Source organism: Geodermatophilus sabuli (genome assembly GCF_010686765.1).
In the GTDB taxonomy this organism is placed as follows: domain Bacteria; phylum Actinomycetota; class Actinomycetes; order Mycobacteriales; family Geodermatophilaceae; genus Geodermatophilus; species Geodermatophilus sabuli_A.
Genome location: NZ_JAAGWF010000005.1, coordinates 1 through 19,269, shown reverse-complemented (window position 1 = coordinate 19,269; position 19,269 = coordinate 1). Strand labels below are relative to the sequence as shown.

Sequence of the window (19,269 nt, the reverse complement as noted above, 5' to 3'; positions counted from 1 at the left end):
CGAGGAGGTACCCCATGTCGTGCACCGAGTGCGGAGCGCAGGACCAGCGCGGCCGGTTCTGCGTCGGGTGCGGACGCTCCGTGCGGCGCTTCGCGGTCACCGCCGCCCCCCGCCCCCGGACGCCGCTGTCCGACGAGCTGACCCAGCCGGTGCTGCGGCTCGACCGCCCGTCGCGGCCCGCCGTCCCGACCCGCTGACCCGCTCGGGGACTCCCGGTACCGGGAGTCCCCGGGGCGTCAGCGGGTGGGGACCAGCTCCGGGACCTCGGCCACCGGCTCGCCGTCGGACTCGCGGATGCCGTAGCGCGCGTACAGCCGGCCCAGCGGCCCCGGCGCCCACCAGTTGGCCCGGCCGAGCAGCCGCATCGTGGCCGGCACGAGCAGGATCCGGACGACGGTCGCGTCCACCACGATCGCGATGAGCATCGCGACGCCGATCATCTTGATGAAGGTGATCCCCGACAGCGAGAACGCACCGATCACGACGAGCAGCAGGAGCGCGGCGCTGGTGATGATCCCGCCGGTGCGCTGAAGCCCGGTCGCCACCGCCGTCGTGTTGTCGCCGGTCAGGTCGTACTGCTCCCGGATCCGGGACATGAGGAACACCTCGTAGTCCATCGAGAGCCCGAACACGATGGCCAGCACCAGGATCGGCTGGGTGGCCTCGACGAACCCGGTCGGGGTGAAGTCCAGCAGCCCCGACAGGTTGCCCTCCTGGAAGATCCAGACCAGCGCCCCGAACGAGGCGCCCAGCGACAGCACGTTCATCACGACCGCCTTCACCGGCAGCACCAGCGAGCCGAAGGCCAGGAACAGCAGCACGAACGTCGTCGCGACGACGAACACCGCCATCCACGGCAGCAGCGAGGCGAGGCTGTCGAGCAGGTCCTCCAGGGCCGCGGTCTGGCCGCCGACCAGCACATCGCCGCCGTCGGGAGCCGGGACGGACCGGACCTCGCCGACCAGGTCGCGCGCCTCGGTGGACAGCGGGTCGCCGGCGTAGGCGACGTCGACCCGGGCGGTGTCCCCGGCCGCGCCGGCCACCGTCGCGCCGTCCACCCCGGGGACCGCCGCCACCGCCTCGACGTAGCCCTGCAGGGCGGCGCCGCCGGCGGGGGAGTCGACCGGGTCGGCCAGCGTCACGATCGCGGCGATGGGCCCGCGCTCGGACGGCGGGAAGTCCGCCTGGATCGTCTCGGCGACCACCCGGCTCTCGGTTCCCTCCGGCAGCGCGCGCTCGTCGACCCCGCCGAACTGCACCCGCAGGAACGGCAGTGCGAGGACGACCAGCACCGCGGTGACGACGACGGTGTAGACCACCGGCCGGCGCATGACGCTGTGCGCGATCCGTGCCCAGGCGCCGTGGTCGCCGGTGGTCGCCGTCGGCACGCGGTGGAACACCCGGCGCAGCCACGGCCGCACCGACAGCGCGTCCACCCTGGGGCCGAGCATCGCCAGCAGCGCGGGCAGCAGGGTGAGCGCGGCCAGCATCGCGATGAGGACGGCGCTCATCCCGCCGAACCCCATCGAGCGGAGGAACACCTGCGGGAAGATCAGCAGCCCGGCCAGCGAGATCGCCACGGTGGCGCCGGAGACCGCGACCGTGCGGCCGGCCGTCGCCATCGTCCGGGCCAGGGCCGTCTCGGTGTCGGGCTGGCGGCGGATCTCCTCGCGGAACCGGCTCACCATGAACAGGCCGTAGTCGATGGCCAGCCCGAGGCCGGTGATCGTGACGACGTTGACGGCGAAGATCGAGACGTCGGCGACCGTGGAGAACCCGCGCAGTGCCGCGAAGGCTCCGAGGATCGCCACGACGCCGATCGCCAGAGGCAGCCCGGCCGCGGCGACGCTGCCGAAGATGAGCACGAGCAGCACGGCCAGGATCGGCAGCGAGATCATCTCCGCGCGGGCGATGTCGGCGCTGACCCGCTCGTTGATGTCGCGGTTGATCGTCGTCCCGCCGCCGATCTGCGTCTCCAGGCCGGGGGCCGACAGCCGGTCCTCGACCAGCTCGAGGCCCTCGGTGCGCTCGTCCTCGTCGCCGGTCAGGGTGAGCAGGGCGTAGGTGGCGGAGCGGTCCTCGCTGACCAGCTGGGGCGCTCCGGTCGCGAAGAAGGTCACCGACTCCTCGACGACGTCGTCCGGGAGGGCGGCGAGGCTCTGCTCGACGGCCGCGGCGAAGGCCGGGTCGTCCACGGTCAGCTCGTCGCTGGAGTACAGGACGACGACGTCGCCGCCGGCGCGGCCGAGCTCACGCTCGGCGACCTCGCTCGCGAGGGAGCTCTCGCTGTCGGGGTCCTCGAACCCGCCGCCGGTCATGGCGCCGAAGACGCCGGTGCCCCAGACGCCGGCGAAGGCGACGAACGCCAGCGCCAGTGCCACCACCCAGCGACGGCGGCGGTACACGATCCGGCCGAGGCTCTCGAACACGGTGTCTCCCGGTGCTAGCGTCGGTTCCAGTGAACGGTGTTAGCTAACGGCGGTCACTCTGCTTACACCGTTCACCGCTGTCAAGGGGATTGCCGAGGAGCCATGACGGAACTGGTCGACGAGCCGCTGAGCCGGCGTGACCGCGCGCGCGCCGACACGGTCCGTGAGATCAAGCAGACCGCCCGGCGGGTGCTGGTGGACCAGGGCGTCGACGGACTCGCCCTGCGCGCGGTCGCCCGTGAGATGGGCATGACCGCGCCGGGCCTGTACCGCTACTTCAGCAGTCGCGAGGACCTGGTCGAGAACGTCGTCGCCGACCTCTACGACGAGCTCACCGACGTGCTGGAGGCGGTCCGCGACGCCGCCGACCCGGCCACGCCGGGCTTCCAGCTGCTGTCCGTGGCCCGCGCGTTCCGGCAGTGGGCGACCACCCACCGCGCCGAGTTCGGGCTGCTGTTCGGCAGCTCCGCCCAGGGGGTCTTCCGGCCCGACGACGTGCACGGCGACGGTGACCGCCCGGTGCAGCTGGCCGGCCAGCGGTTCGGAGCCGTCTTCGCCGCCTTGGTCGCGCAGGTCCACCTCGAGCGGCACTTCCCGGTGCCGGCGGAGGAGGACATCGAGCCGGCGCTGCAGGTCCAGCTGCGGAACTGGTGCGCCAAGCTCCCGGTCGCGCTGCCACTGGGCGTGGTGCACGTGTTCCTGTCCTGCTGGATCCGGCTCTACGGGCTGGTCTGCATGGAGGTCTTCGGCCATCTGCGGTTCGCCCTCGACGACGCCGGGCCCATGTTCGAGGCCGAGCTCCGGGCGCTGAGCCTGGTGCTCGGGGTGCCCGAGGAGTACCGCCCGCCGGCCGCCTGAGGCCGACTGCGCCGGAGTCGTGGGACGAGTCGGGGTGTCGTGATCAGCCTCACTGCTAGCAATGTGCTTGCAGGAGTTAGCGATGCGACCGCAGCGGGCATGCTGAGTCCATGGCCGACAACAGCAAGATCATCAATCAGCTGCGCGCCCTCGTCCTGCTCACGCAGACCGAGGAGCAGGTCGCACGCACCCGCGTCTCCCAGGCCCGCACCGACGCCGTGCGCCGGGAGCTCACCCAGAACGCCGACCACGCCGCCGAGCGGACTCGGGCCATCACCGACCAGCTGCGCGCCATCGGTGGCGTGCCGGACGTCGTGACGCCCGCGCTGGGCCGGCTCTCCGCCGTCCTCAAGGCCACCTTCGAGCAGGCCGAGCCGCTCGAGGAGGCCCTGCTGCAGGACCTGCAGCTCGAGCACCAGCTGCTCGACCGCGCGACCTACGTCAAGGTCCTGGCCGAGACCGCCGAGCTGCCCCGGGTCAAGCAGCTGGCCGAGCGTCTGATCACCGCCCACTCGGCGACGGTCGAGTGGCTGACCGTGGTCCTGGCCGAGGAGGCCCTCGGTGGCCCCGCGGCCCTGCAGCCGACCGCCTTCCAGCGGGTCGCCGGCACCGCGGCGCGCGCGGCCAACGCCCCGGTCCGCTTCGTGGCCAACCGGGTCAACGAGGTCGCCGACTCGGCGCAGCAGCGTCGCGAGGAGGTCGGCCAGAAGCTCGGTGAGGTCGCCGACAAGGCCACCTCGTTCAGCGACGCCGTCCGCGAGACCCTCGTCGTCGGCCGCAGCGCCGCGCTCCGGCGGGCCGAGCGGATCGCCCGCCGCGAGGGCAACAAGGAGGCCGCGAAGACGGCCAAGGCCGCCCGCGAGGAGCTGGGCGACGTGAACGCCGACGAGCTGCCGATCAAGGGCTACGACTCGCTGTCCACCCAGGACGCGGTCAAGGCCGTCAAGGGCCTCACCTCGCCGCACGACCTGCGCGTGGTCATCCGGTACGAGGAGACCCACAAGAACCGGTCGGGCATCGTCAGTGCCACCCAGACCCGCCTGGCCGACCTGGCCAAGGAGGCCGTGGGCGTCGACGCCTGACAGAGGACCCTGCCCTCCTCACCCCTCGCACGCTCGGGGTGAGCCTCGGGACGGGGCCTGACTGCGAGGGCCCGCACCCCCCAGGGGTGCGGGCCCTCCGTCGTCATCGGGTTGAGATCTGCGCGACACGACCGTTTGACCCGCCGACCAGGGAGGGGATGCACTGACGCATGAGCATCACACCCGAGGCCCTGGAGCAGGAGTTCACCCTGCCGACGGCCGTCACCCGGCTGGACTTCCTGAGCCGCCGGGACAGCGGGGCCACCACCCTGAACACCGCCGCCGAGGTCGACGTCGACGACTGGAGCTCCTTCAAGGAGGCGGCCACCTCGCTCGACGTCGCCGAGTCCCTGGAGCTGCTGGCCCTGGGCGAGGTCGTCGCCCGCAAGGCCCACGACAGCCAGCTGGTGGGCTTCCGTGCCGCCCTGCGCGGCGGGGCGTCGTGGCCGCAGATCGCCGCCGCCCTCGACGTCTCACCGGAGGAGGCGTGGGCGCTGTTCCACCGGCTCATCGAGCGTCAGGAGCGGGCCCGCGTTCTCGACGCGGATGCCGCCGCGGCCGCCCGCGAGCTGGCCGGCGCGCAGCCCGGCCGCTGAGCCGTCAGCGGACCTCGACGCCCTTCCAGAACGCCACGCGCCCGGTGATCTCCCGGGCCGCGTCCTTGGGTGCCGGGTAGTACCAGACGGCGTCGGGGTTGGTCGCCCCGTCCACCTCGAGGGTGTAGTAGGACGCCGTCCCCTTCCACGGGCACACCGAGGTGGTGTCCGAGGGGCGCAGGACGTCGTCGCGCACCGCCTGGCGGGGGAAGTAGGCGTTCCCCTCGACGGTGACGATGTCGTCGGACTCGGCGATGACGGTGCCGTTCCAGCTCGCAGTGGCCATGTGACGGCGAACACGCCGCCACATGGCCACATTCCCCGCGGACGCCGGTCAGCCGCCGCGGATGTGCCGGACCACCGCCTCCAGCTCCTCCGACGGCGAGAAGTCCACGTACTCGCAGTCGGTCAGCGCCTCGGGCGCGTGGCCCGGCCCCCAGTAGAAGGCCTGACCCGCCTCGTAGGTCGACGCGCCGTCCGCGCCGTGCATGACCAGTTCTCCGCTGATCAGGTAACCCCAGTGGGGGCACGGGCACAGGTCGCCCGGGAGGCCGGCCACCGCCGGGCGGAGGTCCGCCCCGGCGGGCAGCCGCATCCAGCCGATGCTCATGTCCCCGACCCGGGCGGTCCGGAACTCCACGCCGTTCCCCTCGACCGCGACGGGCAGGTCGGTCCGGTCGATGGCCTGCATCGTGCGCGTCGACGCCTCCGAGGCGCTCATGGCCGGATGTTCTGGTTGAGGTGGAACAGGTTGCCGGGGTCGTAGGTGCGCTTGACCGCGCGCAACCGCTCGTAGTTCGCGCCGTAGTTCTCCGGCGCCTTGTGGCCGTCGTCCCCGGAGGCGAAGTTGGTGTAGCCGCCGGCCGCCGAGTGCGGGGTGATCGCCGCGTAGTAGTCGCGCACCCACTGGGTGTTCGCCTCGTTGTCGGCCGGGTCGGGCCAGAACCCGGCGATGTTGGCCGCCCAGGTGGCGTCCCGGTGCCCGAAGGCCGTCGCGTCCGGTGCCACGTCGTGCACCGCGCCGTTGATCGGGTACAGGTGCATCGTCGACTGCGTGTTCGGGACGCGGGACCCGTGCTCGACGTGCGCGGCGATCGCCTCGTCGGTCAGCTCGGTGGCGTAGGCGGCCTTCCAGTAGTTCTGCAGCCCCGGCGGGAGCAGCGGGTCGAAGGCGCTGTTGAGCGCCGCGTAGGGCATCGGGCCGACGTGCTCGGCCACCACCGGTGCCACCTGGCGGATCCGGTCGACCAGCCGCTCACCCTCCGCCTGCGACCCGGTCCAGCAGGGCACCACGAGCACGAACGTGTCGCCGACCCGGTCCTCGGGGACGAAGGGCAGCGGTGGGGCCATCTGGAATGCGGGGAACCCGCCGAACTCGCGCGGGGCCTCCCGGACCAGCTCGCGGAACATCTGGAACACCGCGGTGGCGTCGGAGAGCTCGAAGAACATCGGTCCGCCGTAGATGGTCTCCACCGGGTGCAGCCGGTAGGTGAACCGGGTGACCACGCCGAAGTTGCCGCCACCGCCGCGCAGTGCCCAGAACAGGTCGCTGTTGTCGTTCTCGTCGGCGGTGACCACCGTGCCGTCGGCGGTCACGACCTCCGCGGCCAGCAGGTTGTCGCAGGAGAGGCCGTAGCCGCGGCACAGGTAGCCGATCCCGCCGCCGAGGGTCAGCCCGCCGATCCCGGTGGTCGAGATGATGCCGCCCGTCGTGGCCAACCCGGAGGCGCCGGTCGCGTCGTTGAACCGGCCCCAGGTGGTGCCGCCGCCGGCGGTGGCGGTGCGGGACGCCGGGTCGACGTCGACCGCCTGCATCAGCGACAGGTCCGCGACGACGGCGCCGTCGCCCGTGCCGAAGCCGGGCACGCTGTGCCCGCCGCCCCGCACGGCGAGGTCCCGGCCGTTCTCCGCCGCGTACCGCAGCACGGCGGCCACGTCGTCGGGTCCGGTGCAGCGCACGACCAGGTCGGGATGCGCGTCGATCATGCCGTTGTAGACCCTGCGGGCCTGCTCGTAGTCGTCGTCCCCCGGGCGGATCACCTGGCCCCTGATCCGGTCGGCCAGTGTTCCCGGCAGCTGTGTGGTCACGGTCCCTCCTCGGGGTTCCCAGTGCTCGATGACCGACGACGCTAGGGACGGCGCCGGGCGTGGCACATGACCAGAAGTGCGCGGATCTCGGCGACGGCGGGGGTGGTCACTTCTGGCCATCGACAGCCGCGCGCGGGCAGGGCTACCGTCCGGGAGCGTGTCCGGCCGGACGGCGCCGTCCCTCCCGGCGCGCTGGACGGGATCCGCGCGCCCGCTGTTCGTCGGCCGCCGCGCGGAGCTGGCCGCCCTCGAGCAGCTGTGGACGGCGGTCACCGCCGGGGCCCGCCAGGTCGCGTTCCTCGGCGGTGAGCCGGGCGCCGGCAAGTCGCGGCTGCTCGCCGAGTTCTGCGGCGTGCTGCACGCCCGCGGGGCGACGGTCCTGCTCGGCACCTGCGCGGCCGAGTTCGGCCCGCCCTACCAGCCGTTCGTCGAGCCGGTCGAGGCGCTGCTCGCCGGTGCCGCGGACCCGGCCGGGCCGCTGTCCCGGCTGGCCGGCCGGGGCGCCGCCGACACACCGGGCCCCGACACCCGCCGCGAGCTCTACGACGCCGCCGTCGACGCGGTCCGGGAGCTGGCGGCGTCCGGACCGGTCGTGCTCGCGCTGGAGGACGTGCACTGGGCGGGTCCCGCGGGGCTGCAGCTGCTCGCCCACCTGGTCGAGCGGACGGCGGAGTGCCCGGTGCTGGTCCTCGCCACCCACCGGACGACGGCGCCCGAGCGGTCGCCGGCCCTGACCGGGACGATCGCGCAGCTCTACCGGCTCGACGGTGTCCGGCGGGTGGACCTGGCCGGCCTGGCGACCGAGGAGATCGCCGAGTACCTGGCGGCGGAGGCACGGCTGTCCCCGCACCGGGCCCGGGTCACCGCGGCGCTGCTGCGCGACCGGACCGGAGGCAACCCGTTCCTCCTCCGGGAGCTGGTGCGGGAGGCGGCGGGGCGCGGGAACGCGCCGGACACCGTGTCGACCACGCCCCTGTCGGTGCGGGACATGGTCGCCGCCCGGCTGACGCGGCTGACCGATCCCGAGCGGCAGACCCTCGAGCTGACGGCGGTCGTGGGGGAGGAGGCGGACCTCACGACGGTGCTCGCCGTCTCCGCCTGGGGCCCGGACACGACGCTGGCCGCGCTCGACACCGCGGTGGAGTTCGGCCTCCTGGAGTCCGGCGGACCGGCCTTCCGGTTCCCGCACAGTCTCGCGCGCCAGGCCGTGCTCGACCTGATGCCGGCGACCCGCCGGGCCCGCGAGCACCTGCGGGTCGCCGCCGTCCTGGAGGCCTCGGGGGTGCCCTCGGACCGGCGCACCCAGCGGCTGGCCCACCACTACGCCCAGGGCGCGGTCCTCGGCCACGCCGACCAGGCCGTCCACCACCTCACCGAGGCCGCCCGGGCGGCCTCGCGGGACCTCGCGCACGAGGACGCCGCCCGGTGGTTCGAGCAGGCCGCCGCGCTCTGCGGCGACGACGCGCCCCGCCGCGCGGAGCTGCTGCTGGCCGCGGCCGGCGCCACCCTGCTCGCCGGGGACGCCACCCGCGCGCGGACGCTGTTCGACACGGTGGCCGGCGGCTCCCACGGCCGCATCCGCCTGGAGGCGGCGATCGGGTTCGAGGCGGCGTCCTGGCGTCCCGGGTTGCCCGGTGGGCGCGCGGTCGAGCTGCTCACCGGGGCGCTGCGGGAGGTGCCGGCCGACCCGGCGGACCCGCTCTACGTGCGTGGCCTGGCCGGCCTCGGCCGGGCGCTGGCGTTCACCGGGGCGACCGAGCAGGCCGGCGTCCTGGGCCGCCGGTCGCTCGAGATGGCCCGGGCGCTGGGGGACGACGGACTGCTGGCCGCGACCCTGCAGGCCAGCCTGTGGAACGGGCTGCGCCCCACCGACGCCTCCGCCAAGCTGGCCCGGGCCACCGAGCTCTCCCAGCTCGCGCGCCGCACCGGCGACCTCGGGCACCTCGGTCCGGCGGCGTTCTGGCGGGCCGCGATCTCCTACCAGCGGGGCGAGCCGCAAGGAGTCGCCGACGCCTACGAGGACGAGCTGTACATGGCCAGCGCCACCGGTGAGCCGTACTTCGAGTACGTCGCCGGGTGCATCCGGTACGGCCGTCAGTTCGCCGCGGGCGACCTCGCCGGCGCGGGGGCGACCTGCGCGGCGCTGCTGGAGCTGGGCGAGTCCTTCGGTACCGACGACACCGAGGGGTCCTCGGCGGTACAGACCTTCATGGTGCGGCGCGAGACCGGCGCGGTCGCGGCGGTGCGGTCACTGGTGAGCGGGCAGGAGTCGCCCGAGGCGCACTGGGCGCCCGGGCTGCTCGCGCTCTACACCGAGCTGGGGCTCGACGTCCCCGCCGGCCGGGTGCTGAGGTGGCTGCTCGAGGGGCGGCTGGACCGGTACGCGGACTCCGCGCAGTGGCCCTGCGTGCTCGCCTTCCTCGTCGAGGGCGCCCTGCACCTGCACGACGACGCCGCGCTCCAGGCGCTGCGGCCGCGGCTGGCCGAGTACGCCGGGGTCAACCTGGTGGCCGGCCAGTTCGTCGCCGTCTTCGGCAGTGCCGACCGGTACCTCGGTGCCCTGGACTCGCGGCTCGGCCGGCCCGCGGCGGAGGAGCAGCTGGCGGCGGCCCTGGAGATGGACACCCGGATGGACGCGTCGGTGCACCGGGCGCAGAGCCTGGTCGCCCTCGCCGCGCACCTGCGTCGCGTCGGCGCGGCGCCGCGCCGGGCGGGGGAGCTGGTCGAGGAGGCCCGCGACCTGGCCCAGGGCCTCGGGTTGCGGCGGGTCCTCGCGGCGCTCGGGCCCGCGGCCGCACCGATGGCCGTCCCCAGCCGGCGCACGCCCCGGCCGGCCGGGCTGACCGCGCGGGAGGAGGAGGTGCTCCGCCTGGTCGGCGCCGGCCTGCTCAACCGGGAGATCTCCGCCCGCCTGGTGATCAGCGAGAACACCGTCGCCAACCACGTGCGCGCCATCCTGGCCAAGACCGGCGCCGGGAACCGGACTCAGGCCGCGATGTACGCGGCCGCGCACGGGCTGCTCGAGGGGTCAGACCGGGGCCAGTGAACCGTCGGGCTGCACGGTCGAGGAGAGCTCGACGACCACGTCGGCGGGCAGCCCGGCCCGCTGGGCGGCACGGCGGATGGCGTCGCTCGACGGTGCCTCGTAGAGGCAGTAGGTCTTGCGCTTGTCGGCGGAGAGGAAGGAGTACAGCCAGCGGACGCCCTCGTCGTCGTTGATCTGGTTGACCCCGTCGGCCACGTCGGCGCTGAGTTCGAGGACGTCGGCGTACCGGCGCTCCACCATGAAGACGGGCATGGGGCATCCTCCTCCGAGGAACCGGGCGGCCGGGTCGACCGTACCGGCGGCGCGCTGCCGGTACCAGGGACCAGGGCCCCTCCCGCCGGGCCGGCCCGCTCACCGCGGGGCCGGCCCGCGGGCTCACCAGCGCAGCGGGTGCGTCTCGCGCGAGTGGGCGGTGCGGCAGGCGCGGCAGTTGCCCCAGCTGACGATGCTCAGTGCCGTCGTCGAGGCGCCGCACTCGGGGCACTCGACGGGTTCGCCGGCCTGGGCCCGGGCGTCGGCGATCTCCTGCGAGCGCTCCTCGTGGATGGTCTGGTCGCCCCGGCAGGGGCAGCCCAGATGGGCTTCGGTGCAGAGTCCGCGTGGTCTGTCGACGGGGTGCCTCCCGGTGGGTGTCACCCCCAGACGGTAGTTCCCGGCGCCAGCCCCACCCCGGCGACCGCGCCGACGAGCGCGGGATCGGCGGTCAGTGGTGCAGCAGGGCGAAGGTGGCGAGGGCGTGGGCGAGCGCCCGCCCGTCCTGTTCCACCTCCGCCTCGCAGACGGTCAGGTGCTCACCCCGGGTGCGGACCCGTGCCGTGACGACCAACCGCCCGGGCCGGCCGGGCCGCAGGTACGTGACGGTCAGCTGGCTGGTCGCCGGGACCTCGCCCTCGTCGGTCGTGCTGCGGACCGCCTGGCCCATGGCGGTGTCCACCAGCGTAGCCAGGACGCCGCCGTGCAGCGTGCCGGCGGGGTTGAGGTGCTCCTCAGTGACGGTGAACTCGATCCGCGCGCCGCCGTCGTCGGCGCCGGCGACCTCGGCACCGAGCCGTTCCGCGAACCCGCCCGGTCCCTCCTGGCCTGCCATGCCGCCGCCCTACCCGGGCGGGGGGTGCGCAACCGCACGCGTCGCCTGGCAGCACAGCGAACCCACGGCGTTCGACATAGCGGAACTTCGGCGCCGCCATGGAGCGCAGGGCGCTACATCGGATAACGTGCGTCAACGACAACGGGCGGGGGCCACATCGCGCCGACCCGCCGCGGCCCGGCCGAGAGAAGGACACCCATGAGAACCTGGACCAGAACCGGGGCCGCGCTGGCCGCGACCGCCCTGCTCGCCACCGGCTGCGGCGGCGGGTCGGACGCCGAGTCGTCCCCGGAGACGGGTGGCGGCGAGAGCGGACCGACCACGGTCACCGTCGCCGACACCGCCGGCGCGCCGCTGTACTTCCTGACCTACGGCCAGCAGCAGGGCTTCTTCGAGGACGCCGGCGTCACCCTCGACATCACCGCCTCCACCGGTGGCGCCACGGTCATCCCGCAGCTCGTCGGCGGGGACCTGGACGTGGCCGGTTCCAACGTCGTCTCGGTGCTGATCGCCGCCGGCGAGGGGCTGCCGGTGCGCATGGTCGCCGGCGGGACGAGCACCTCGGAGGAGTCCGAGCAGGACTTCTCCGGCCTCGTCGTCCGGGCGGACAACCCGGCGACCAGCATCGCCGACCTGGAGGGTCAGCGGATCGCGGTCAACACCCTCCGCAACATCAACGACATCGTCCTCGGCGCCATGCTGGAGGAGGCCGGCCTCGCCCGCGACAGCGTCACGTTCGTCGAGCTGCCCTTCCCCGACATGGCCGCCGCCATCGAGGGCGGGGACGTCGCCGGCGCGCTGCTCATCGAGCCGTTCCTCACCATCGCCGAGCAGCAGGGCATGAAGATCATCGGCCGCCCGTACACCGAGCTCAAGCCCGGGCTACAGATCGGCACCTACGTCATGAGCGAGCAGTTCATCGGGGAGAACCCGGACGTCGTCGAGGCCTTCCAGGAGGGCGTGCAGGCCACCGCCGACTCGATCCGCGAGGACCCCGATGCCTTCCGGGCGGCGCTGCCCGAGATCGGTGACGTCTCCCCGGAGCTGGCCGAGCAGGTCCGGATCAACCTCTGGCAGGGGGCGAGCGACGAGGAGTCCCTCGAGCTGATCCAGGACCTGATGGTCGACTACGAGCTGCTCGACGAGCCGGTCGACCTCGACGAGATCGTCGTCGGCTGACTGCCGGCCGTGGTCCGGTGCCTGGGCACCGGACCACGGCGGCCCCGATCACTCCCGGCCGGCGGTCCGTCGGCACCATCGCGAGACAGCGCTGCCCGGCGGCGCGGAATGGACTGACGTGAGCAGCACCGACGACGCGCGGGCGGCGGCCGCCCGGGAGCGCGGGTACGAGCGGATCGCGACCGAGGAGGCCTGGGCCCCCGAGGAGTTCCTGAAGCTGTGGCTCGAGACCGCGGCGAACGGCAGCAACGACGACCCCGGCTTCCTCAGCATGTGGGGCGGGTTCTACGGCAACAGCCCGAGCGCGCGGGCCACGTTCATCCGCGAGGGCCTGACCAGCCTCGGCGAGCGGCGGCTGGCGCACATGGACGAGAGCGGCATCGACCGCCAGGTCATCGCGCTGACCGCGCCGGGCACCCAGGCCTTCGACCGGGACACCGGCGTCGCCATGGCCACGCTGGCCAACGACCAGCTGGCCGAGGCCTGCCGGACGCACCCCACCCGGTTCACCGGGCTCACCGCGGTCGCCCCGCAGGCGCCGGACCTCGCGGCGAAGGAGATCGAGCGCGGCCACGGGCTCGGGCTCAAGGGCGTCATCATCAACTCGCACACCCACAGCGAGTACCTCGACGACAAGAAGTACTGGCCGATCTTCGAGGCCGCGCAGGCGCTGGACACCCCCGTCTACCTGCACCCGACGACGCCGTCCCGCGGGCTGATCCAGCCGATGATGGACGTCGGGCTCGAGGGCGCCATCTACGGGTTCTCCGTCGAGGTCGCCCTGCACACGCTGCGAATGATCGTCGCCGGCGTGTTCGACGAGTTCCCGCGGCTGAAGCTGGTCGTCGGCCACCTCGGTGAGGCCCTGCCGTTCTGGCTGTACCGGCTGGACTACATGCACGCGGCCAGCGTGCGGTCGGGCCGCTACGAGACCATGAAGCCGCTGCAGCGCAAGGTCAGCGAGTACCTGCGCGAGAACGTCTGGGTCACCACCAGCGGGATGCCGGCCGCGCCGACGATCATGTACTGCCGCGAGGTGCTGGGCGCGGAGCGGGTGCTGTACGCGATGGACTACCCGTACCAGTACGAGCCCGACGAGGTCACCATGCAGGACGAGCTCCCGCTGGACGCCGCCGCCAAGAAGCAGTTCTTCCAGACCAACGCGGAGCACGTGTTCGGTCTCTGAGCACGCCCGGAGGCGGCGGCCGGTCCCCGGCACCGAGGGGCGGCCGCCGCCTCCCGCCCTCCCCGAGCAGACCGCGCCCACGGTCGCGAGGGTGCCTGCGGCAGAGTGGGCAGAGGTTCGGGACCGGCCGCCCCCCGGCCGGAGTCGGAGTCGGAGGTCCGTGGATGACCGTGTTGCCCGCCACCGAGGCGGATCTCGCCCTCGAGGCGCTCTACCGCGACCTGGCCGCGGTCGACCTGCGCCCGCTGTGGACGATCACCGAGCAGCTGCTCACCCCGACGCCGCGGCCTCGGGCCGTGCCGTGGCTGTGGTCCGCGGCGACGATGAAGCCGCTGGCCCGCCGCGCGATCGAGCTGGTGCCCGTGGAGCGGGGCGGCGAGCGGCGGGTGCTGAGCCTGCAGAACCCCGGTCTGGGTGGCCGCCCCTACGCGGCGGGCACCCTGTGGGGGGCGCTGCAGTGCCTGGGCCCGCGGGAGACCGCCCCGGCGCACCGGCACACCCCCGGCGCCATCCGCTGGGTGCTCGAGGGCGAGGGCGTCTGGACGACGGTCGACGGCGACGCCTGCGACATGCACCCCGGCGACCTCGTGCTCACGCCGTCGATGAACTGGCACGACCACGTCAACGGCGGCGACTCGGAGATGTTCTGGTTCGACGGCCTGGACCTGCCGATGATCGAGGCCCTGGACAGCATCTTCTTCGAGCAGTACCCGGGGCCGGGGGAGAACCAGCCCGAGCCGGCCGAGCACAACGTCTCCGAGCGCGCCCACCCGCCGGGCACCCGCTACGTGCGGGGCGCGGTCGACGGCCCGCTCACCCCGGCGCCGTCCCCCCTGCTGGTCTACCGCTGGGCCGACACCGCCGCCGAGCTCGACGAGCTGGCCGCCGGGTCCGACGAGCCGCTGCTCGCCCTGGAGTACGTCAACCCGGCCACCGGGGCCAGCGTGCTGCCGACCCTCTCCTGCGGCGTGCTCCGGATCCGCGCCGGCGGGCACAGCCGCCCGGTCCGCCGGACCGGGAACGCGGTGTTCGTCGCCTTCCAGGGCCACGGGACGACGGTCATCGACGGCCAGCGCTTCGAGTGGGGCCCGGGGGACATGTTCGTCGCGCCGTCCTGGTCCGCGGTCGAGCACGCCGCCGACGAGCAGGCCGACGTCTTCGTGGTGACCGACGCCCCCGTGCTGCGCGCCCTCGGGGTGTACCGCGAGCAGCAGTTGCCCGGGCCGCAGACGGTCACCGGCACCTTCCGCCCCCGCTGACCAGGGAGTCCCGTGAAGCTCGCCCTGTTCGACGACGCCCGGCTGGGCGTGGTCACCGCCGACGACGCCGACCCGGCCGGCGCCACGCTGGTCGACGTCACCGACGCGCTGCCCTGGCCGCACGACCCGGACCCGGTGACCGCGGGCTGGTGGCGGGCGCTGTGCCGGGACTTCGCGGCGGTGGCACCCCGGCTGGCGGAGGCCGCCGCGGTCGGCGCGCCGCGGCCGGTGGCCGGGGTGACCCTGCGGGCGCCGGTGCTCGGGCCCTCCAAGGTGATCGCCGCGGCCAGCAACTACGGCGACCACGTGGCCGAGATGCACGGCGTCCAGCAGCGCACCCTGGGCCGGGTCGAGGCCTGGATGATGGAGTTCGACGTCTTCCTCAAGGCGCCGTCGTCGATCATCGGGCCGGGCTCGGCCGTCGTGCTGCCCCCGGACGTGGTCGCCGCCGGGCACGAGGTGCACCACGAGTCGGAGCTGGTCGTGGTCGTCGGGACCGGTGGCCGGGACATCCCCGTGGCGTCCGCCATGGACGCCGTCCTCGGGTTCACCGCCGGCCTGGACATCACCGTGCGCTCGGCGGCCGACCGCTCCCGGCGCAAGAGCTACGACACCTTCAGCCCGCTGGGGCCGTGGCTGGTCACCGCCGACGAGATCGGCGACGGCTCGGGTCTGGACATCCGCCTGACCAGCGGCGGGCAGGTACGACAGGCGGTGAACACCAGCGACCTGCTCACGCCGGTGCCGCAGATCGTCGCCTACGCCTCGACGATCATGACCCTGCTGCCCGGGGACGTGATCTTCACCGGCGCGCCGCCCGGGGTCGGCCCGATCGCCGCCGGCGAGGAGCTGGAGATGACCGTCAGCCGGATCGGGGCGATGTCGGTGCCGGTGCGCTGACGTCGGCGAGGCTCGCCGAGCCGGGCGCGCGTCAGACGGCGTGCGCCCCCAGGGTGTCCCGCAGCTGCTGGAGGGCGGCCAGCGCCTGCGCGTGGTTGCCGTCGCCGACGTGGTCGTGAGCCTCCCAGAGCAGCTCCAGCCACTCCTGCGCGCCAGGCCGGCCGGCCTTGACGGCCATGTCGGCGAGCGTCCACAGCGCGTCGATCTCCGACTCGCGGTAGGCGAGCTGGTCGGCCTGTGGCGACACCTCGACCTGTCCGATGACGGCCGACACCGTGACGGCGTCCAGTGTCTGCACGTCGACGATGCGCCACGGGTCGGCCTCCTCGATGGGGGTCGGCGGTGGCTCGGCACCCTCGACCGCGTCCGCGGTGTCCATCCGGTCCTCCTCGGGCACTCCTCGCTCCTCCGCTCGCGTTCCGTCCGCCGGGCCGGGTGCGGATGCACCCGGCCCGACGGCTGCGCTAGACCGGCTCGGCCGACCGCTGCCCGTCGCTCGGGACGTCGGCGGGGCGACCGGCCGCTCCGTCGCGGGGCGGCATGATCTCGTCGGCGCAGTCCTCGACCGCCGTGTTGAAGTCCCCGTGCGTCGAGACGACGTCGAAGCCACGGGTGCGGAAGGCACCGGGCAGCGAGGCCAGCGGTGGCTCGATGCCCTTCTGCAGGTCCTTGGCCAGCCGGAGCAGGCGGCGGCGCATGGCGATAATGGCGACGTCGCTGGTGCCCAGGTGCTCCTTGCTGCGATCGAGGACCGGCTCCATCGTCTCGGTCATCGCCCGGTCCTCCTCCGGCGGCGTGCCGTAGATGCCGCTGAACCTCTTGGTCTTCTGCACCTTGCGGTCGATCTTGAAGTCGTTCTCCTTGGTCAGCGACGACCGGCGGGTGTCGATGATGTAGCCGTCGGCGAGCTGGAAGGGCGCGAGTGGCTGGTTCAGGGTGCGGTCGTTGGCGATGGCCTCCTCCGCCGACAGCGGCCGATGGGGGTGCCACACGAACGAGAACGAGGTGGTGTTGAAGTCGTCGATCGGCACGACGATGCGTCCGGGCCGTTCCACCGAGCCGGGGGTCTCCGAGGTCGACGGGATCAGCCAGTGCGAGAAGCGCCAGTAGTAGTCGTCCTCTCCGCCGACCCGCCGGCCGCCGTAGACGAACCCGTAGTCGGTCTCCTTGACCGTGAGCGACGGGGCCTTGTCCTTGGCCACGTACTCGCCGAAGTTCGGGACGAACCGCGCCCACTTGAGCGCCTTGCCCGCTTCCAGGGGCCGGTGGAGGAACGAGACGTGGGCGGTGTCGATGTCGCCCTCGAGCGTCTGCAGCCAGTTGCACTCGACCAGGCTGGAGTTGATCACCCGGTGCTTGTCGGGGACATCGGCCCACTCGTACTCGGGGAAGGCGGGCTGGAGTTCCGGCGGGCCCATGTAGGTCCAGACCAGACCGCCCTTCTCCACGGTCGGGTAGGAGGCGATGCGGACCTTGGTCTTGAAGTTCGACGTCGGCGGCTCCGAGGGCAGGTCGACGCAGTTGCCGTCCACGTCGAACTTCCAGCCGTGGTAGACGCAGCGCAGCCCGCACTCCTCGTTGCGGCCGAAGAACAGGTTCGCGCGACGGTGCGGGCACCAGGTGCTGAGCAGGCCGACCCTGCCCTGGGTGTCGCGGAAGGCGATCAGGTCCTCGCCCAGGACGCGTAGCCGCACCGGGGCCCCGTCGATCTCCTCGATGTCGGCACTGGTGACCACCGGCAGCCAGAACCGGCGGAAGAGCTCGCCCATCGGGGTTCCGCGCCCCACCTGGGTCAGCAGCATGTTGTCCTCGGGACGCAGCACGTCGCTCACCGTCTCTCAGTCGTCGTGGATACCTCGTCGGTCGCCGGGCGAGGGTTCGCCGAGGGCGTGTCTCAGAAGGGGTGGAGCTGCGCCGGGCGCCGCCCGACACGGATGACCAGTGACAGCCGCCGGCGGACGGCCCGCTTCCCGCGGGCGGCCCGTGCCCCCTGGGCCGGGCCGCCCACCCGGGCGCTCACCGGCCGAAGACCTGCTTGAACTGCTGCAGGAGCGCGGTCTGGGCGTCCAGCTCGTCGAAGCTGGCCGGCTTCTGCTCGGCCACGGCAGGCAGCTCGTCGAGGGGCGGGACCCCCTCCGGGGGAGCAACGCCCTCCCGGACCGGCATCTCGGTCTCCTTCTCCGCGAGGCAGGTCTGCCCCTCCTCGCTGACCAGCCAGCTGGTCAGCAGCCGGGCCGCGTTGGGGTGCGGCGCTTTGGTGATGACCCCGGTGTAGTGCTTGGTGAGCGGCGTGGCGCCCTCCACGGGAAACACGTACCGGAGGTCGGTTCCCTGCTCCAGCGCGGGGCCGGTGATCTGGTCCAGGCCGCCGAGCATCACGTCGTACTCGCCGGTCTTGAGCGCCTCGATGGCCGGCTGGACGCCCTGGATCAGGGCCGGCTCGTTGGCCGCGAGTGCCTCGAGCCACTCCTCGTCCACCGCGCCGGTGTCGAGCAGGGACTGCAGGATGCTCAGACCCGCGCCCGGCACCGTGGGGTCGGGCATGACGATGCGGCCCCGGAACTTCGGGTCCACCAGGTCTTCCCAACTCTGCGGCGCATCCGCGTCGGGCACGTTGGCCGAGTTGTAGGCGATGCCCGACAGCCGCTGCGAGTCGTTGATCATCGCGTTCTCCGGCCCGTAGGCGGCGTCCGGGATGCCCTCGACGTCGGCCGGCACGTACTCGGTGAGGATCCCGTCCTGGATCAGCGCCAGCATCGAGGTGTTCCCCGTGCGCAGGACGTCGCCGACGTTCTGCCCGCTGACGTGCTCCTGCTGCAGCCGGGCCTGGGTCTCACCGACCATGTACTGGGTCTGGACCGTGATGTCCGAGTAGGTCTCGGAGAACTGGTCGTAGCAGGCAGTGCCGGTCTTGATGCCGTAGACCACGACGGTGTCCTCCCCGGCCTCCTGCGCGGCCGCGTACAGGTCGTCCATCGACTCGCCGCCGCCGCCGGAGGGCTCGGCACCCCCGCCGCCGCCGCTGCCGCCGGCCGCAGCGTCGTCGCCACCGCCACAGGACGTGAGGAGGAGGCAGAGACCTGCCGCCGCCGCCATCGCCCGAGCAGGAGTTCTCCTCATGCCTGTCATGCACTCTCCTCCATCGAACCGTTGATCTCGATGAGCTCGTCCGGGGCGATCCGCAGGTGGATCCGGTCGCCCGCCGCGGGGGCGGCGACGGTGCCGGCGCTCCTGACCTCTGCGTCGCTGATCCGCGCGATCAGGCCGTTCTGGCCCACGCGGACGCGGAACTCGACATCGTCACCGAGGTATGTGACCCCTTCGACCTCGGCGGCGAAGCACTGTTCGTCGGCCACCTGGGGCACGAGGTGGAAGGCGTTCGCACGCGCAGCCACCTCGATGACGGCTCCCGGCGGGTGGCTGGCGACCGTGGTGTAGCGCAACAGTGGGCCGTCACCGCCCAGCCGGAGGAGCGCCCCGCTCGCCGAGGACTCCACCACTTCCGCCTTGAGGATGTTGTCGAAACCGATGAAGTCAGCGACGAAGCGATTGGCGGGCT

The 19,269-nt window shown here is 73.2% G+C and carries 20 protein-coding genes; 9 read left to right on the top strand and 11 right to left on the bottom strand.

The genetic code is table 11. The annotated features are described in order from the left end of the window. Nucleotides 1-14 precede the first annotated feature (14 nt). Complete coding sequence (locus GCU56_RS03725) at nt 15-197, top strand: hypothetical protein (protein WP_163480182.1); 183 nt, start codon at nt 15-17, stop codon at nt 195-197. Nucleotides 198-236: 39 nt separating this feature from the next. Here the strand turns inward: GCU56_RS03725 and GCU56_RS03720 are convergent, their stop codons facing one another. Further along, the gene (locus GCU56_RS03720; protein WP_163480181.1) at nt 237-2,429 is read right to left on the bottom strand and encodes an MMPL family transporter; all 2,193 of its coding nucleotides are present in this window, start codon (nt 2,427-2,429) and stop codon (nt 237-239) included. Nucleotides 2,430-2,531: 102 nt separating this feature from the next. Between GCU56_RS03720 and GCU56_RS03715 the strand changes: the two genes are divergently transcribed. The 3 genes from GCU56_RS03715 to GCU56_RS03705 all read left to right on the top strand — a co-directional run bounded on the left by GCU56_RS03715 (nt 2,532) and on the right by GCU56_RS03705 (nt 4,965). Next, the gene (locus tag GCU56_RS03715) at nt 2,532-3,287 is read left to right on the top strand and encodes a TetR/AcrR family transcriptional regulator (RefSeq protein ID WP_163480180.1); all 756 of its coding nucleotides are present in this window, start codon (nt 2,532-2,534) and stop codon (nt 3,285-3,287) included. A 110-nt stretch (nt 3,288-3,397) separates the two neighbouring features. Next, a complete protein-coding gene (locus GCU56_RS03710) occupies nt 3,398-4,369 on the top strand; it encodes a ferritin-like domain-containing protein (protein ID WP_163480179.1) in 972 nt (323 codons plus the stop codon). A 170-nt stretch (nt 4,370-4,539) separates the two neighbouring features. Next, nucleotides 4,540-4,965: a hypothetical protein gene (locus GCU56_RS03705; RefSeq protein WP_163480178.1), complete on the top strand. Its 426-nt coding sequence runs from the start codon at nt 4,540-4,542 to the stop codon at nt 4,963-4,965. Nucleotides 4,966-4,969: 4 nt separating this feature from the next. Here GCU56_RS03705 and GCU56_RS03700 read toward each other — a convergent pair whose 3' ends face one another. The 3 genes from GCU56_RS03700 to GCU56_RS03690 are packed head-to-tail and all read right to left on the bottom strand — an operon-like array spanning nt 4,970 to nt 7,053. Next, the gene (locus GCU56_RS03700) at nt 4,970-5,251 is read right to left on the bottom strand and encodes a DUF427 domain-containing protein (protein ID WP_163480177.1); all 282 of its coding nucleotides are present in this window, start codon (nt 5,249-5,251) and stop codon (nt 4,970-4,972) included. 48 nt (nt 5,252-5,299) lie between these two features. Further along, entirely contained in the window at nt 5,300-5,686 is a 387-nt protein-coding gene (locus GCU56_RS03695) for a hypothetical protein (RefSeq protein WP_239521738.1), read from the bottom strand. Next, a complete protein-coding gene (locus tag GCU56_RS03690; protein ID WP_345771614.1) occupies nt 5,683-7,053 on the bottom strand; it encodes an FAD-binding oxidoreductase in 1,371 nt (456 codons plus the stop codon). The genes GCU56_RS03695 and GCU56_RS03690 overlap by 4 nt, the downstream gene beginning before the upstream one ends. 157 nt (nt 7,054-7,210) lie before the next feature. On the opposite strand from GCU56_RS03690, the gene GCU56_RS03685 reads away from it, so the two are divergent. Then, the gene (locus tag GCU56_RS03685) at nt 7,211-10,099 is read left to right on the top strand and encodes an AAA family ATPase (protein ID WP_163480175.1); all 2,889 of its coding nucleotides are present in this window, start codon (nt 7,211-7,213) and stop codon (nt 10,097-10,099) included. Here the strand turns inward: GCU56_RS03685 and GCU56_RS03680 are convergent. From GCU56_RS03680 to GCU56_RS03670, 3 genes are all read right to left on the bottom strand, one after another. Then, nucleotides 10,082-10,351 (bottom strand): DUF4242 domain-containing protein, encoded by a 270-nt coding sequence (locus GCU56_RS03680; RefSeq protein ID WP_163480174.1) that lies wholly within the window; start codon nt 10,349-10,351, stop codon nt 10,082-10,084. The genes GCU56_RS03685 and GCU56_RS03680 overlap by 18 nt on opposite strands. Before the next feature lie 123 nt (nt 10,352-10,474). After that, the gene (locus GCU56_RS03675; protein ID WP_163480173.1) at nt 10,475-10,735 is read right to left on the bottom strand and encodes a hypothetical protein; all 261 of its coding nucleotides are present in this window, start codon (nt 10,733-10,735) and stop codon (nt 10,475-10,477) included. A gap of 67 nt (nt 10,736-10,802) precedes the next feature. Continuing rightward, the gene (locus tag GCU56_RS03670; protein ID WP_163480172.1) at nt 10,803-11,186 is read right to left on the bottom strand and encodes a PaaI family thioesterase; all 384 of its coding nucleotides are present in this window, start codon (nt 11,184-11,186) and stop codon (nt 10,803-10,805) included. 198 nt (nt 11,187-11,384) lie between these two features. Here GCU56_RS03670 and GCU56_RS03665 point away from each other — a divergent pair, with 198 nt between their 5' ends. From GCU56_RS03665 to GCU56_RS03650, 4 genes are all read left to right on the top strand, one after another. Beyond that, complete coding sequence (locus GCU56_RS03665) at nt 11,385-12,365, top strand: ABC transporter substrate-binding protein (protein ID WP_163480171.1); 981 nt, start codon at nt 11,385-11,387, stop codon at nt 12,363-12,365. Between the two features lie 118 nt (nt 12,366-12,483). Beyond that, nucleotides 12,484-13,551: an amidohydrolase family protein gene (locus GCU56_RS03660; protein WP_163480170.1), complete on the top strand. Its 1,068-nt coding sequence runs from the start codon at nt 12,484-12,486 to the stop codon at nt 13,549-13,551. Nucleotides 13,552-13,715: 164 nt separating this feature from the next. Next, nucleotides 13,716-14,810: a cupin domain-containing protein gene (locus GCU56_RS03655; RefSeq protein ID WP_163480169.1), complete on the top strand. Its 1,095-nt coding sequence runs from the start codon at nt 13,716-13,718 to the stop codon at nt 14,808-14,810. Nucleotides 14,811-14,822: 12 nt separating this feature from the next. Further along, nucleotides 14,823-15,710 (top strand): fumarylacetoacetate hydrolase family protein, encoded by an 888-nt coding sequence (locus GCU56_RS03650; protein WP_163480168.1) that lies wholly within the window; start codon nt 14,823-14,825, stop codon nt 15,708-15,710. Nucleotides 15,711-15,741: 31 nt separating this feature from the next. On the opposite strand, the gene GCU56_RS03645 is transcribed toward GCU56_RS03650, so the two are convergent. From GCU56_RS03645 to GCU56_RS03630, 4 genes are all read right to left on the bottom strand, one after another. Next, nucleotides 15,742-16,089, bottom strand: a complete 348-nt coding sequence (locus GCU56_RS03645; RefSeq protein ID WP_163480167.1) for a hypothetical protein — start codon at nt 16,087-16,089, stop codon at nt 15,742-15,744. Between the two features lie 85 nt (nt 16,090-16,174). Next, nucleotides 16,175-17,542, bottom strand: a complete 1,368-nt coding sequence (locus tag GCU56_RS03640; RefSeq protein ID WP_163480166.1) for a Rieske 2Fe-2S domain-containing protein — start codon at nt 17,540-17,542, stop codon at nt 16,175-16,177. Between the two features lie 184 nt (nt 17,543-17,726). After that, nucleotides 17,727-18,839: an ABC transporter substrate-binding protein gene (locus tag GCU56_RS03635; RefSeq protein WP_163480165.1), complete on the bottom strand. Its 1,113-nt coding sequence runs from the start codon at nt 18,837-18,839 to the stop codon at nt 17,727-17,729. After that, a partial coding sequence (locus GCU56_RS03630; protein ID WP_163480164.1) for a TOBE domain-containing protein occupies nt 18,836-19,269 on the bottom strand: 434 nt, incomplete at its 5' end. The genes GCU56_RS03630 and GCU56_RS03635, both read right to left, overlap by 4 nt.